We start from the raw sequence: 13,383 nt of genomic DNA, 5'->3' as shown, positions 1-13,383 counted from the left end.
GGCGGGCCGGACGGCGCGTGCGCACGAGGGACTGGTGGAGTCGGTGGAGGTTGCGGTCGTGACTACAAGTGACGATAACGGGCGGTGGGCTTGCACGAGCGTGGTGCCGCGCAGGCCGATTCCCCGGGCGCTTTCGATCCTGAGCGCCATTCGGGATTCGGGCGGGATCGAAACGCTGAGCGAGATATCGCGGTCGACCCGGCTGCCGAAAAGCACCGTGCACCGGCTTCTCGCCGAGATGCAGGGATACGGAATGGTGGTCCGGGCCGGATACCATTACCGGCACGGGGAAGCGGTGTGCCGGCTCGCCAGACCGGGTTCGACGCAGGAACTGCAACGGCTGCGCAGAAGAATTCTCCCGTCGCTCATCGACATCCACTGGCGGACCGGCTATCTGGTCGGCCTCGGCGTGGCAAGCGGCAACGTGGTCGATTTCGTGCATTTGATCTACAGCAGCGGATACTGCTCGCTGGCCGAGCGGATCGAAAACGATTCGCAGCTGGCCGGAAGCGCGGCGGGAAGGGTGCTGATGGCGTTCGACCCCGGCCTCGCCGCGCGCTTCGCGGTCTTCGCGGGCTATCGCGGCGAAGACGAGAACGGCAGCGGTCTCCCGGCCTGGCTGAGCGCGGAACTGCGCGAGATCAGGCAGCGCGAAGTGTCGTTCAACCCGCGCATCCCCGGCGCGCTGCTCGCCGCGGCGGTCCCGGTCTTCAACGTGACCGGGACGGCAGTGGCCGCGCTGAGCGTGGCCGCCCCGCGCCGGGTGTTCAATTCGCGGGAAGCTCACGCGTCGCTGCAGGCGACCCGGATGACCGCGCAGCGCATCCTCCGGGAAACGGTGGCGGCTGATTGGCGCAACGCGAAATCCGGCCGTCCGGTGGAACAGCCGCGACGCTGAGAGACGTCCGGAAGGCGCAAGCGCGTTCGGGGGAATGGCGCAACTTTCCGCTCGTCTCGCTAGTTCCCGGGGGCGGGCTCGCCGTGCCGCGCCGGGTTTCGGTTCAGCCAGCCGGTTGAGCCCGTGTTCTGGGGCGCGGTGAGGTTGCTCAGCAGCCGTCGTGCGGCACTGGCTCGGGCGCGTGGCTTTCTTTTCCTCAGCGGTCCGGGAAGGTCGCCTTGGGGAGGCTGACTCCCGCGAGGAGCCCTTCACGGACCACTCGTCCGTGCTTTGCGAGGCCGCCTCGTACTTCGCGCGATCCTGCTGTGCTGTCCGGAATTTCGTTGCGGCGTCCGCTGATCGGGCCATCCTGTCCCCTCGGACGGGCCGTGCCCGGTCCGGCGAGCGGCGGAGCGGCCGGGCTGGATCCGCGCTCCGGCAAGCATTTTCGTCCCCGCGACCGCTGAACAGCGCAGCCCGTTCGGGAGCCCAGACCACGATCTGCGCGCCGAACCGGAGCGGAGGGCCGCAGCGCCTTTCGTGCTGGGACCAAAGACTCCCACTACGCGGACGTCCGCCCGCAGTGGCACCGGACTGCGGCAGCCTAGCGTCGGCCGCGATACGACGAGGAACCGGCCGAAGGAGGCAAGTGATGGACGAAGAGCGGAGGGCTCCGTTGCCGGAGACCGCCCGTCGCCCGCCCGCCGGACGCGGCAAGCACGCTGCCGCGCTCTGCCGGCGAGCCGCAGAACCCCTTGCGGGCGAGGAGAATCTGGAGCAATGGCGGTGAGCCGGCCGGTGGTCGCCGGGGTCGACGGGTCCACGGCCGCGCTCGCGGCGGTTCGCTGGGCGGCGGTCGAGGCCGGGCGGCGCGGCGCCGGGCTCGTGGTGTTCCACGCCGAACTGTGCGACGACCCGGACCTGCTCCCGCACGGAAAACCGCCCGGCGACGCCGAACTGGTGCTGGAGCCCGCTCGCCGGCTGCTGCGGCAGGCGGCCGAAACCGCCCGCGAGGCCGCGCCCGCGGTCCCGGTGCGGATGTGCGTCCGGCTCGGGACGGCGGCCGAACTGCTGGCCGCGCTGTCCGACGAAGCCGGATTGCTCGTGCTGGGCGCGCACGGGCTGGGCGGTGCGCGAGACGGGACGATCGGGTCGGTGGCGTTGCGGGCGGCCGCGTCCGCACGCTGTCCGGTGGTGGTCATCCGGGGCAGTGCGGCGGAGGACGGGCCGGTGGTGGTCGGCCTCGACGACGCCGACGGCGGCGAACGCGCACTCGCTTTCGCCTTCGAAGCCGCCGTTTCCCGCGGTGCCGGAATCGAGGCGGTGCACGCCTGGCACGACGGCCGTCCGGGCCGGGAAGCCGGATTGCGGGAACAAGTGGCCGCGTGGTCCCGCAAGCATCCGATCGTGCCGGTGCGCGTGCACGTGGTGCGGGTGCGCTCGGCGGCGCGTGCGCTGTCCGGGATTTCGGCTGGTGCGCAACTGATCGTCGCCGGGGCACGGGCGCGCGGCCCGCTGGCGGGCGGATTGCTCGGCTCGACGGGGTACTGGCTGCTGGCGCACGCGGCCTGCCCGGTGGCGGTGGCGCGCTGAGCCTCGGGCGAGTCCGGCGGTTTCCGGAGCGAGGGCCGCCCGGTCTGTGACTTTCGGCCTTGGACTTCGGGCAGTCCGGCCGCGTCGCGATGGCGGGCAGGCGCGGTTTCCTGGAGAGGCGACACCGTTTGCGAGAAAGGAGCGCGCAATGACGTCACTGCTGCCCAGTTCCCGGATGGCGCTGCCGAACATCGCCGCCTGGCTCGACCGGCCCTGGCCGTTTTTCGACCACCACCCGGTGCGCATCGAGGAATTCACCGAAGGCGGGACTTACACCGTCCGCGCCGAACTGCCGGGTTTCGACCCGGAGAAGCACATCTCCGTCACGGCGCACGAAGGGATGCTGACCGTCGAGGCGGACCGCGAGGAGCGCAGGCACTTCGAGGGCCGGAGCGAGTTCTCCTACGGCAAGTTCACCCGCACGGTCCACCTGCCCGCCGGAGCGGTGACCAGCGAGGTGACCGCGCGCTACGCCGACGGCATCCTCGAGATCTCGATGCCGCTCGCCGCGCAGCCGCACGAGAAGCAGATCAAGATCCAGGCCGAGTAGGGCGACGGCTTCCTGAACAGTCCCATATGGACGCTGTTGCCCGCTGGTTCGGCGGCCCGTGCTAAGGCGCGTTGCCTGCTGGGCCGTCGCCCGGTCGGCCGAACCCCGGCCACGCGTGCTGATTCCCCGCGGTGAGGAGCCCGAGATGAAGAGAAGCCGCCAGATCCGGGCCGTGATGACGGCTGACGTCACCGCGGTCGAGCCGGACACTCCGGCCGAAGCCGCTCTCGCCGTGCTGGAGCGGCGCGATGTGGGCGGTGCGCCGGTGGTCGGCGAGGACGGCCGGGTCCTCGGCTTCGTCACCCGCGGCGATCTCGCGAGGCGGCGGTCCGGCCGAGGTTTCGGGAGGCGGCGCAAGACCGGGACGGTCGCCGAGGCGATGAGCACGCCGCCGGTGACTGTCGGCGTGGACGACGACGTCGTGTGCGCGGTCCGGCTGATGAACGCCCGCCAGGTGCACCGCCTGCCCGTGCTCGGAACCGACCGCACCCTGGCCGGTCTCGTCACGCGCGGCGACGTCGGACGGGTGTTCCTGCGGCCGGACAGCGAAATCCGCGACGAGGTGCGCGACGAGGTCCTGGACCGCGAACTGTGCCTCGACCCGGCGTCGCTGGACATCGCGGTGCGCGACGGCGTCGTGTCGCTCACCGGAACGGTCGAGCGGCACAGCGTCGTTCCGGTGATCCCGGTGCTGCTGGCGCTGGTCGGCCGCGTGGACGGCGTGGTGGCGGTGAAGGAGCATTTGCGGGTGGGCGTGGACGCCCGGCTCGTCCTGGCCGAGGAACCGGCCGCGGGCGGACTGCCCGGGTGACCCCCCGATTCCCCGCCGCCCGGCGGGAAGAACGGCCGCTGTCCTTTTCGGACGGTGGCCGTTTCCCTTTCGGGCAGGGGGGTGGGCGAAGGCTTTGATGGGCGGCTGTGGGGAAGCTGCCCGCTGTGGAGCGGTGGGGTTCGTGCTGATGACGTGCCCCCGGGCAAGGCTGCGGACTGGGCCTTCGGCTCGATCCGCAGCGGCGTGCCGGTTTCTGTGTGGCCGAGCGTAATGGCTGTCTGCCGACTGCAGTGCCGCCGTGCGGCGTCAGGTTCGTGCCGATGGAGCGGAATTCCCGACCGGGCGGGTCCTGGCTCGCCCTCGCCGTGTTCCGGTCGCCGTTCCCCCGTGGGGCACCTCGCGATGCTGTCGCGTCCCCCGTCGGGCTCTAGCCTGCGGGGCAGAATTCCCGACCGACCAGCCCCCCGGTTCGCCGCGCCCCCACACACCGCTCGCCACACCCGGCAGGCGAACCCCCGCCACCCGACCCGTCGCCGCAGATGCGCTTTCGTCCCTGCGGGAAGGGACTTCGGCCCCTGCCGGGCCGGTCCCGGGCAAGGCCACCGTGGATCCCGCTGCCGGAACCGGCGGCGGGAAGGGGGGAGGCGGCGGTGGCCGGGAAGGAGCCCGACGGCGGGGTGGTCGTCGGGGTGGACGAGTCGGAGGCCTCGCTGGCGGCGGTCCGCTGGGCGGCCGGGGAGGCGAGGCGCCGGGGCTGCCTGCTGCGGTTGTTCCAGGCCGGGACCGCCGAGCGGCAGGTGCGGGAGCGGTGTTCCCGCGCGCATCGGTGGCTGGGCCGCGCCGCGCAGGTCGCCGAGGAAGCCGCGCCGGGAGTGGCGGTCCGGCCGGTCGTGCGGGCTGGGGCCGCGGTCGATCTGCTGGTCCGGCAATCGCTGTCGGCGTCGCTGGTGGTGCTGGGTTCGCACGGGCTCGGCGGGCGGCGCGGGGCGGCGATCGGCTCGGTCGCGTTGCGGGTGGCGGCGGGCGCGTACTGCCCGGTGGTCGTCGTGCGCGGGCGGGCGCTGCCGGACGGGGCGGTCGTGGTCGGGGTGACGGGTGACGAGCGCGCTGGCGAGTTCGCGTTCGAGGCGGCGGCGCGCAGGCGGGTCCCGCTCGTCGTGGTGCGCGCCTGGCAGTCGGATCAGCCGGGGCGGGCGGCCGAGGAGGACTGCGCGCTGCGCGAGTGCGTCGCCGCGTGGGCAGACAAGCATCCGGACGTCGCGGTGCGGATCCAGGCGGTGCGGGAGCGCTCGGCGGGGCGGGCGCTGATGGCGGTCGAGGGCGCGCAGCTGGTCGTGATCGGCAGCCGCGGCCAGGGACCGGCCGGCGGGCTGCTCGGGTCCACCGGCAACCGGCTGCTCGCGCGCGCGGCGTGCCCGGTCGCGGTCGTGCGAGGGGAGTTCCGGTGAAAAGCCGGGGAAAGCCTCGCGTAGCCGGTCCCTTCGCCGAAACGGACGTCCCGGCCGCCGAGCGCCGGACCTTTCCCCGCACCCGTGACCGGACCGAGGAGGAGCGATGCGCGCACAGCCCGGCGACTGGCTGGTGGTGAAAAGCGTCCGGGCGGAGTTCCCGGACCGGCACGGACGCATCGTCGCGGTCGGGACCCCGGACGGCGGTCCGCCGTTCACCGTCCGCTGGTTCCTCGGCGGCTACGTCTCGACGATCTTCCCCGGCCCGGACGCTGTCGTGCTCACCGAGGCCGAGCGGAAAGCTCCGCGCTCCCGCCGCGCCGGGAACCGCCCCCGCCGCGGCACTGAGGACGTTGGTCCCTAGCGCCGGTGACTCCGGACCGGCGTGCGCGACCGGGTCCGTCTCCTACTTTCGGACGAGTGCCAGTGAAAGGACGGGTTCGATGCGCGCACGCGATCTGATGTCCTCGCCTGCGGAGACTGTGCGTCCGTGGACCTCCGCCGACGAGGCTGCCGGGATTCTCGCCGGCCGCGGCTATCCCGCGCTGCCGGTGGTCGACGACGACGGCCGGCTCGTCGGCATGGTCACCCAGGCGGAGCTCGGGCCGCGCCATCCGCGCTCTCCCGGAGCGATCGAGACGACCGTCGGCGCGGTGATGACCTCGCCCGCCGCCGGGATGCCGCCCGGCGCGGACCTCGCCGACGTCTGCCGGGAGCTGGTGGACGCGAAGAGCCAGGCGATGCCGATCGTCGAGGGCTCCCGGGTGGTCGGCATCGTGACGCGCGGCGACGTGGTCCGCGTGCTCGCCCGCGCCGACACCGCCATCGCGGCCGCCGTGCGGCACCGGCTCGAGGTCTACGGCGGGACCGGCCGCTGGAAAGTCGAGGTGCACGAAGGGATCGTGCGCATCACCGACCGGTACGACGACGAAACCGACCGCGACGTCGCGACGCTGCTGGCGCTCGCGGTGCCCGGCGTGGTGGGCGCGGGCCCGGCCGGCGACGGGACGCGCGGATGACCGGCCCGAGCCGCACCGTGCTCGTCGGGATCGGCGGATGGGACGGCGCGGCCGAAGCGGTGCGCTGGGCCGCCCGGCTCGCCGCGGGCCGCGATCTCGAACTGGAGCTCGTGCACTGCCTGCAGGCAGCGGTGCCCGCCGGGCCGGTGCCGCTTTTCGAGGACGGGCCCTCCGACGGCGGATCCTTCGCGCCCGCCGGGGAAGACGAGCCCCTGCGGTTCCGCAGCGAGGTGTACACCGACTCCGCGCCGGACCTGCTGATCGACCGGTCCCGGGACGCCCGGATGGTCGTGCTCGGCCGCACCGGGGCCGACGGGTTCACCAGCATGCTGGCCGGTGCGGCGGTCGCCGCGGTCGTGGGCGACGCGGGCTGCCCGGTCGTGGTGGTCCGCGGGCGCCGCGGCGACGGCCCGGTCCCGCTCGCCGGACCGGTGGCGGTCGGCGTCGACACCAGCCCGAACAGCGAGGCGGCGATCGCGGCGGCGTTCGAAGAAGCCAGTTCCCGGCGGGTCCCGCTGGTCGCGGTGCACGCCTGGGCCGACGTCGTGTGCGACGCGATCGAGCACACCGCGCGTCCGGAGCCGGAATGGGAAACCCGCGGCGCGCCGGTCGAGGAACGGCTGCTCGCGCAGCGGCTCGACGGCTGGCAGGAGAAGTACCCCGACGTCGAGGTGCGCCGGAAACTGGTCCGCGACCGGCCGCGGCAGGTGCTGCTGGAGGAGTCGGAGCGGGCGCAGCTGATGGTCGTCGGCACCCGAGGCCGGGGCGGGTTCGCCGGAATGCTGCTGGGTTCGACCAGCCAGGCGCTGATCAACCACGCCTCCTGCCCGGTCCTCGTGGTGCGGCCGGAGGCCCGGCGCTGAGCCGTCCCGCGCCCGGCTGGTGAAATGACAACGACCGGGGGATCCGGAATGCCCCGGACGGAGCGCGGGCGATTCCGGCGATGATCGAAATTCGCTCGCAACGACCATTCCGCCGCCGTTCGCGCCAGTCCGCCGTGACGAGCCAGTGCCGCCGTTCGGCCTTGCGGCGCGCGGCCGAATCGCCGCTTCCGCCGCGCGGGGCAAGGGGTCGGGCGGGACGATTTTCCCCGCGATTCCCCGCGACGGAAAACCGGCACGCCCGTTTTCCCGTGCAGCGCGGAAAATCGCGGACGTGCCCTTTCCGCTCGCTTGACGGCCCCTCGCGCGAACCGCGAGACTGAATTCCCAGTGGCACCGCGGGCGGGACGCGGGGGCCGGACGGGCAGGAGCCGGGGTGAACCAGCGGGACACACCCGAAACGACGAAACTGACCTTCCCCGACCAGCCGAGGATGGAGCTGGACCAGCTTCTCGGCGAACTGGTGGAACGCGCCCAGGAGGTCATCAGCACGCAGGGCAGGCTGCGCGGGCTCCTGCGCGCGACCCAGTCCATCACCGGGAGCCTCGCGCTGCCGGCGCTGCTGCGCCGCCTCGTGGAATCCGCGACCGAACTGATCGGGGCGCGGTACGCGGCGCTGGGCGTGATCGGCCCGGACGGACGGCTCTCCGAATTCGTGCACACCGGGATGGACCCGGAGGCGGTCGAGCGGATCGGCAGGCTGCCCGAGGGCAAGGGCCTGCTCGGCGCGGTCGTCGAGGACCCGCGTCCGGTGCGGCTGGCCCGGCTGCAGGACGATCCCCGGTCGACCGGGTTCCCCGAGGGGCATCCGCCGATGACGAGCTTCCTCGGCGTCCCGGTCCGGGTGCGCGGCGAGCTGTTCGGCGACCTCTATCTCGCCGACGCCGAACAGGGCCAGTTCAGCGACGAAGACGAACAGCTGGCGCTCGCGCTCGCCGCGACGGCGGGCAGCGCGATCGAAAACGCCCGGCTGTACGAGACCGCGCGGAACCAGCAGGAATGGCTGCGCGCGTCCGCGGCGGTGACGAGAGAACTGCTGTCCGCGGAGGTCGGCGATCCGCTGGGCCGCGTCGTGGACTACGCGCGGGCGCTCGCGTCCGCGGACCTGGTCTCGGTGAGCCGCCCGGCGGAGCGGGAAGGCTACTTGCGCGTCGAGCGCGCGGTCGGGGCCGGAGCGGAGGAACTGGCCGGCCGGGAACTGCTCACCGCGTCCACTGTGTCCGGCACGGTGTTCGCCAGCGGCGAGCCGAGGATCGCTTCGTGGCCGGACGAGCTGGCGCGGCTGTCGGTGCCCTCGGCGCTCAGCTTGAACCTCGATTCGGTGATGCTGGTGCCGCTCGCCGGGAACGGGACCGTGGCCGGGGTGCTGACCGTCGCCCGGCTGGCCGGCCGCCACGGGTTCACCGCCGACGACCTGGAGATCGCGGCCTGGTTCGCCGACCAGGCGGCGGTGGCGCTCGAACTGGCGCGGGCGCGGGCCGAGCGCGAGGACGCCGCGCTGCACGACGAACGCGACCGGATCGCGGCGCGGCTGCACGGCGAGATCCTGAGCCGGCTCTACGCCGCCGGGCTGTCGCTGCAGACCACGGCGGGGCTCGCCCGGTCCTCGGTCGTCGCGGCCCGGCTGCGCGAGACGATCGCCGACCTGGACGACGTGATCAATCACGTGCGGCGGACCGTTTTCCGGCTGGACGACGTCGTGGCGCCCGCGCCGGAGCCGGTCCGCGACCAGGTGCTGCGGGTGCTGGCGCAAGCCCGCGAGGAACTGGGGCTGGCGGTGTCGACGCAGCTGACCGGGAAGCTCGACCCGGTGCACTCGGACGTCGTGGTGCCGTTGCTCGCCGACGCGCTGCGGCTGGTCGCCCGGCACACCGCGGCCGATTCGGTGGCGGTCGAGATCCAAGCGGAACCGGTGCGGACGACGGTGACCGTCCGGTACGAGGACGCCGGCGACGTCGCGGTGTCCGCCGCTCCCGCGCTGGCGGCGCTGGCCGAGCAGGCGAGCCGCCGCGGCGGGACGCTGACCGTCGCCGGGGGCTCGCGGCTGAGCTGGTCGGTGCCGGTGCGAAACCGGCCGCCGGACGACAATTGAGCACTGACAATTGAGCACTGCGCGCGCCGCGGTGGCGACGCACGACCGAACCCGAGGCGGGAGAAGGACCGATGCTGCGCGTTTTCCTGGTCGACGATCACGAGGTGGTCCGGCGCGGGGTCGCCGACCTGCTGGAGGAGGATCCGGAGATCGCCGTGGTCGGCCAGGCGGGCGACGTCGCGCAGGCGCTGGCCCGGATCCCGGCGCTGCGGCCGGACGTGGCGGTGCTCGACGTGCGGCTGCCCGACGGCAACGGCATCGAACTCGCCCGCGCGCTGCGGTCCTGGTCGCCGGACCTGAAATGCCTGATGCTCACCTCCTACACCGACGAGCAGGCGATGCTGGACGCGGTCATGGCCGGCGCCGCCGGGTACGTCCTCAAGGACATCAAGGGCTTCGACCTGATCGCGGCGGTCCGGGAGGTCGGGGCGGGGAAGTCGTTGCTGGACGCGCACGCGGCGGCCGCGTTGATGGCGAAACTGCGCGACAGCGCGGAGAAACAGCGGGGACCGCTCGCGCAGCTGTCGGAGCAAGAGCGGACGTTGCTGGGGTTGATCGGGGAGGGGCTGACGAACCGGCAGATCTCCGAACGGATGTTCCTGGCGGAGAAGACGGTGAAGAATTACGTGTCGCGGCTGCTGACGAAGCTCGGGATGGAGCGGCGTACGCAGGCGGCGGTGCTGGCGACGGAGCTGCGCGGTCGTCCGCGCCGTCCGGGTGGTTGACTGCCGGGTGCGGCGGTTTCGCTTGTGCGGCAAGGAGTCCGCGGTGCGGGTTTGCCGGGCTGCGGCGACAGAACAGCGTGCTCAGACGCTCAGCGACGACGGTGCGACAAGCACGTCCTCCAACGCCCGGCGCGGAGTCCGCGGGACGGCGGCGCCGTAGCCGAGGCGCAGCACGATCTGCGGCCACAGCCCGCCGCCGAGCAGGTCTCGCAGCCGGTCGCGGATCGCGGGCACCTCCACCGGCTGGGAGATGAACGACGCGTCGATCCCGGCCGCCGTGGCGGTGAGCAGCACGCGTTGCATGGCCTGCCCGGCGCGCAGCCGGTCGATCGGCAGGTCGGCGAACGTCCCGATCACGACGACCAGCGGCGGCGCGCCCGGCGCGCGGGTGCCGTCGCCGTAATCGCGCAGGACCCAGGCGTCGTCCGCGGTGACGGTCCCTCCGGCGGCGAACGGCACGCCGTCGCGCTGGTGGCGCCCCCGGCCGGTCCAGCGCTGCCATTCGGACCGGAAGGCCGGGTCGCCGGTCTGGAGCCGGTGGCTTTCCCGGCTGAGCTCCTTGAGCCCGGCGAGCTGGTCGTCGTCGAGCCGCGGCAGCCAGGCGTGTTCGACCTCGGCCGCGTGCCGAAGGGCTCCCAGCGTCCCGGGCGGAATCGGTTTGGCGGTGAACGGCGTGCGGTTGGTGCGCCGGAGCGGAATCGCCTCGGCGAGGGCGGCGAGCTTGCGGTCGGTCGCGGCCGCGGCTCGCGGGCGCACGAGGGCGAGCAGGTCGGGGTCGCCGCGGCGAGGGAAGTAGCTGGTGGCCGGCTGTACGCCGGTCGCGTGGACCGCGGTGCGCAGGTTGAACAGCGCGGCCCCGCAGGACAGCAGCAGCTCGCGCCGGTCCGGGTCGGCGACGGGAAGGGTGCGGTCGGCGTCCGCGTGCACCCCGATGCCCGCCGGACCGCTGCTGAACAGCCAGGGCTGGGTGTTGTACGTGGACGGGGCGAGGATGGCGCGGCGCAGCACCGACGCCACCTGGTCGGCGCTGAGCAGACCGGACGGCGCCACCTGAAGGGTCATCCTTCTCCCCGGGACAGCGAAAGGCGGGGACACTGGTCCGTGCCCGCTCATTCCGTTCAGCATGCGTCCGGCGGGAGAGGACGCACAGGGGCGAAAGTCATCTGTCTGACGACGCCGACGACCGAAAGCAGGTCTGATGCCGGAACCCATCCGGAAGCTGTCGGGAACTCTGTCGCAGCTGAGTCTGCGGGAGACGCTGCGCGATCTGCAGGAGCGGATCGAGCTGCTGATCGGTGCCCGGGACAAAATGGACGGACTGCTCGAAGCGGTGCTGGCGGTCGCGTCGGGGCTGGAGCTGGACGCCACCCTGCACCGGATCGTGCAGGCCGCGGTGGAACTCGGTGACGCGCACTACGGCGCCTTGGGGGTGCTAGGCGACGACGGCGCGCTGGCGGAGTTCGTGTATCTGGGCATCGACGAACAGGCGCGGGAGCGGATCGGGCCGTTGCCGGAGGGGCACGGGTTGCTGGGGCTGGTGATCGACGACGCGAAGCCGTTGCGGTTGCCGGAGATCTCGGCGCATCCGGCGTCGGTGGGGTTTCCGGCCAATCACCCGCCGATGCACTCGTTTCTCGGCGTACCGGTGCGGGTGCGGGACGAGGTGTTCGGGAATCTGTATCTCACGGAGAAGAAGGACGGAGCGGAGTTCGCCGACGACGACGAGGTGATCGTGCGAGCGCTGGCCGCGGCGGCGGGGATCGCGATCGAGAACGCGCATCTGTACGAGCAGGCCCGGTTGCGGCAGCGCTGGCTGGGCGCGACGAGCGAGGTGACGACGGAGCTGCTCGGCGGCACCGATCCGGTGGACGCGCTGGAGCTGATCGCGGGCCGGGCGCTGGAGCTGACCGGCTCGGACGTCACGATGCTCGCCCTTCCGGGCACCGGCAGGCTCGACACCGACGAGGGGGAGACCGATTCCTCCGAGCTGACCGTCACCGTGTGCGCGGGCGGCCGGGACAACCTGATCGGGCTGCGGATGCCCGTCTCCGGAACCGTGCCGGGCGCGGTGTTCCAGGACCGGACCCCGCGCCGGATGGCCGAACTGGACCTGCTGTCCGGCCGCGGCCCGGCGCTGGTGGTTCCGCTGCGGGCGGGCGACCACACCTCCGGCGTGCTGATCGCGGTGCGGGACCCGGGATCCTCGCCGTTCGAGACCTCCCAGTTGCCGGTGCTGGCGTCGTTTGCCGATCAGGCCGCGCTGGCGTTGCAGTTGGCGGCGCAGGCGCGGGCGGCGCGGGAGCGGGATGTGCTGTCGGATCGGGATCGGATCGCGCGGGATTTGCATGATCATGTGATTCAGCGGTTGTTCGCGGTGGGGCTGGCGATGCAGAGCACGCAGCGACGGGCGAAGGCTGCGGAGTTGCAGTGGCGGTTGCAGGAGAGCATTGATCAGTTGCACGAGATCGTGCATGAGATCCGGACGGCGATTTTCGATTTGCACGGGGGTGCGGCGGGGGAGACGCGGCTGCGGCACCGGTTGCATGACGCCATTGCGGAGTTGACGGATGATGCGCCGTTGCATCCGACGGTGAGCATGTCGGGGACGTTGGATGCGGTGCCCGCACAGTTGGCCGAGCAGGTGGAAGCGGTCGTGCGGGAAGGCGTCAGCAACGCGGTCCGGCACGCGGGTGCGTCGGCACTGTCGGTGTCGGTCGCGGTGCGGGACGGGGTGGTGCGGGTTTCGGTGACCGATGACGGGCGGGGGCTGGCCGAGGGGGTTTCGCCGAGCGGGCTGGCGAATCTGCGGGAACGGGCCGAATCGGTGGGAGGGGAGTTCACGGTCGGGGCACGGCCGGGTGGCGGGGTGCGGTTGGACTGGTCGGCGCCGTTGAGTTGAGGGGCGTGGGCGACCGGTGGGTGCGGGTGCTGGGTGAGGCGCGGGTTTTGCGCGACGGACTGGGTGATCTGGGGACGGCGGTCGCGGGGAGGTGGTTGAGCTGTCGGGAAGTGCGGGGGTGCGGGGTGGTTGCTCCGCTGAGCCGGTCCGGGAACAGAGGTTGACCCGTTGAGCCGATGCTCGGTCGTGCCGCGCGGGTGCCGGAGCTTTGTCGATGTGAGAGGACTTGCCCGGCGGGTTGGGAACTGCCTGAGTGGCGGCAAGTTCGGACGGGGGTGCGGGTGGTTGGTTCCGCTGAGCAGGGCCGGAGGGTGGTGGCCTTGGAGTGGGTGGTTGGTCGCGCGGTGCGGGTGCCGGAGCCTTGTTGACGCGAGAGAAGTTGCCTGGTGGGTGGGGAATCTGCCTGCGGCGGCGGGCTTGGGCGGGGTGTGGGTGGTTGGTTCGGCTGAGCCGGTCTGGAGGGTGGTGGGCTTGGATCGGGTGGTTGGCCGCGCGGTGCGGGTGCCGGAGCCTTGTTGACGCGAGAG

The 13,383-nt window shown here is 72.7% G+C and carries 13 protein-coding genes; 12 read left to right on the top strand and 1 reads right to left on the bottom strand.

Annotated elements, in window-relative coordinates; all coding sequences use genetic code 11:
- Window positions 1–58: 58 nt before the first annotated feature.
- From ACZ63D_RS01480 to ACZ63D_RS01430, 11 genes are all read left to right on the top strand, one after another.
- Window positions 59–898: an IclR family transcriptional regulator gene (locus ACZ63D_RS01480; RefSeq protein ID WP_465352319.1), complete on the top strand. Its 840-nt coding sequence runs from the start codon at window positions 59–61 to the stop codon at window positions 896–898.
- 631 nt (window positions 899–1,529) lie between these two features.
- Window positions 1,530–1,667 (top strand): hypothetical protein, encoded by a 138-nt coding sequence (locus tag ACZ63D_RS01475; RefSeq protein WP_465352318.1) that lies wholly within the window; start codon window positions 1,530–1,532, stop codon window positions 1,665–1,667.
- Window positions 1,658–2,470, top strand: coding sequence for a universal stress protein (locus tag ACZ63D_RS01470; RefSeq protein WP_465352317.1), 813 nt, complete (start codon window positions 1,658–1,660; stop codon window positions 2,468–2,470). The genes ACZ63D_RS01475 and ACZ63D_RS01470 overlap by 10 nt, the downstream gene beginning before the upstream one ends.
- Window positions 2,471–2,618: 148 nt before the next feature.
- Window positions 2,619–3,020, top strand: a complete 402-nt coding sequence (locus ACZ63D_RS01465) for an Hsp20/alpha crystallin family protein (RefSeq protein ID WP_465352316.1) — start codon at window positions 2,619–2,621, stop codon at window positions 3,018–3,020.
- Between the two features lie 145 nt (window positions 3,021–3,165).
- The gene (locus ACZ63D_RS01460) at window positions 3,166–3,831 is read left to right on the top strand and encodes a CBS domain-containing protein (RefSeq protein WP_465352315.1); all 666 of its coding nucleotides are present in this window, start codon (window positions 3,166–3,168) and stop codon (window positions 3,829–3,831) included.
- A 611-nt stretch (window positions 3,832–4,442) separates the two neighbouring features.
- Window positions 4,443–5,240 carry a universal stress protein gene (locus ACZ63D_RS01455; protein ID WP_465352314.1) on the top strand — a complete coding sequence of 266 codons (798 nt, stop codon included), beginning with the start codon at window positions 4,443–4,445 and terminating at the stop codon, window positions 5,238–5,240.
- Between the two features lie 106 nt (window positions 5,241–5,346).
- Window positions 5,347–5,604 carry a DUF1918 domain-containing protein gene (locus ACZ63D_RS01450; RefSeq protein ID WP_465352313.1) on the top strand — a complete coding sequence of 86 codons (258 nt, stop codon included), beginning with the start codon at window positions 5,347–5,349 and terminating at the stop codon, window positions 5,602–5,604.
- A gap of 79 nt (window positions 5,605–5,683) precedes the next feature.
- Entirely contained in the window at window positions 5,684–6,259 is a 576-nt protein-coding gene (locus ACZ63D_RS01445) for a CBS domain-containing protein (protein ID WP_465352312.1), read from the top strand.
- Window positions 6,256–7,122, top strand: coding sequence for a universal stress protein (locus tag ACZ63D_RS01440; protein ID WP_465352311.1), 867 nt, complete (start codon window positions 6,256–6,258; stop codon window positions 7,120–7,122). The genes ACZ63D_RS01445 and ACZ63D_RS01440 overlap by 4 nt, the downstream gene beginning before the upstream one ends.
- Window positions 7,123–7,516: 394 nt before the next feature.
- Entirely contained in the window at window positions 7,517–9,232 is a 1,716-nt protein-coding gene (locus ACZ63D_RS01435) for a sensor histidine kinase (protein ID WP_465352310.1), read from the top strand.
- A 71-nt stretch (window positions 9,233–9,303) separates the two neighbouring features.
- On the top strand, window positions 9,304–9,957 hold the full coding sequence (locus ACZ63D_RS01430; protein WP_465352309.1) for a response regulator: 654 nt from the start codon (window positions 9,304–9,306) through the stop codon (window positions 9,955–9,957).
- Between the two features lie 81 nt (window positions 9,958–10,038).
- Here ACZ63D_RS01430 and ACZ63D_RS01425 read toward each other — a convergent pair whose 3' ends face one another.
- Window positions 10,039–11,019: an Acg family FMN-binding oxidoreductase gene (locus ACZ63D_RS01425; protein ID WP_465352308.1), complete on the bottom strand. Its 981-nt coding sequence runs from the start codon at window positions 11,017–11,019 to the stop codon at window positions 10,039–10,041.
- Between the two features lie 136 nt (window positions 11,020–11,155).
- On the opposite strand from ACZ63D_RS01425, the gene ACZ63D_RS01420 reads away from it, so the two are divergent.
- Window positions 11,156–12,856 carry a GAF domain-containing sensor histidine kinase gene (locus tag ACZ63D_RS01420; RefSeq protein ID WP_465352307.1) on the top strand — a complete coding sequence of 567 codons (1,701 nt, stop codon included), beginning with the start codon at window positions 11,156–11,158 and terminating at the stop codon, window positions 12,854–12,856.
- Window positions 12,857–13,383: the final 527 nt, after the last annotated feature.

It is taken from the genome of Amycolatopsis sp. NPDC104775, assembly GCF_055583325.1.
This window is presented reverse-complemented; position numbering and strand designations above follow the sequence as displayed.

Bases quoted from the DNA above. Each gene is read 5' to 3' on its own strand.
- ACZ63D_RS01475 (WP_465352318.1), top strand. From the start codon at position 1,530: ATGGACGAAGAGCGGAGGGCTCCGTTGCCGGAGACCGCCCGTCGCCCG.
- ACZ63D_RS01470 (WP_465352317.1), top strand. From the start codon at position 1,658: ATGGCGGTGAGCCGGCCGGTGGTCGCCGGGGTCGACGGGTCCACGGCC.
- ACZ63D_RS01465 (WP_465352316.1), top strand. From the start codon at position 2,619: ATGACGTCACTGCTGCCCAGTTCCCGGATGGCGCTGCCGAACATCGCC.
- ACZ63D_RS01460 (WP_465352315.1), top strand. From the start codon at position 3,166: ATGAAGAGAAGCCGCCAGATCCGGGCCGTGATGACGGCTGACGTCACC.
- ACZ63D_RS01450 (WP_465352313.1), top strand. From the start codon at position 5,347: ATGCGCGCACAGCCCGGCGACTGGCTGGTGGTGAAAAGCGTCCGGGCG.
- ACZ63D_RS01445 (WP_465352312.1), top strand. From the start codon at position 5,684: ATGCGCGCACGCGATCTGATGTCCTCGCCTGCGGAGACTGTGCGTCCG.
- ACZ63D_RS01440 (WP_465352311.1), top strand. From the start codon at position 6,256: ATGACCGGCCCGAGCCGCACCGTGCTCGTCGGGATCGGCGGATGGGAC.
- ACZ63D_RS01430 (WP_465352309.1), top strand. From the start codon at position 9,304: ATGCTGCGCGTTTTCCTGGTCGACGATCACGAGGTGGTCCGGCGCGGG.
- ACZ63D_RS01425 (WP_465352308.1), bottom strand. From the start codon at position 11,019: ATGACCCTTCAGGTGGCGCCGTCCGGTCTGCTCAGCGCCGACCAGGTG.
- ACZ63D_RS01420 (WP_465352307.1), top strand. From the start codon at position 11,156: ATGCCGGAACCCATCCGGAAGCTGTCGGGAACTCTGTCGCAGCTGAGT.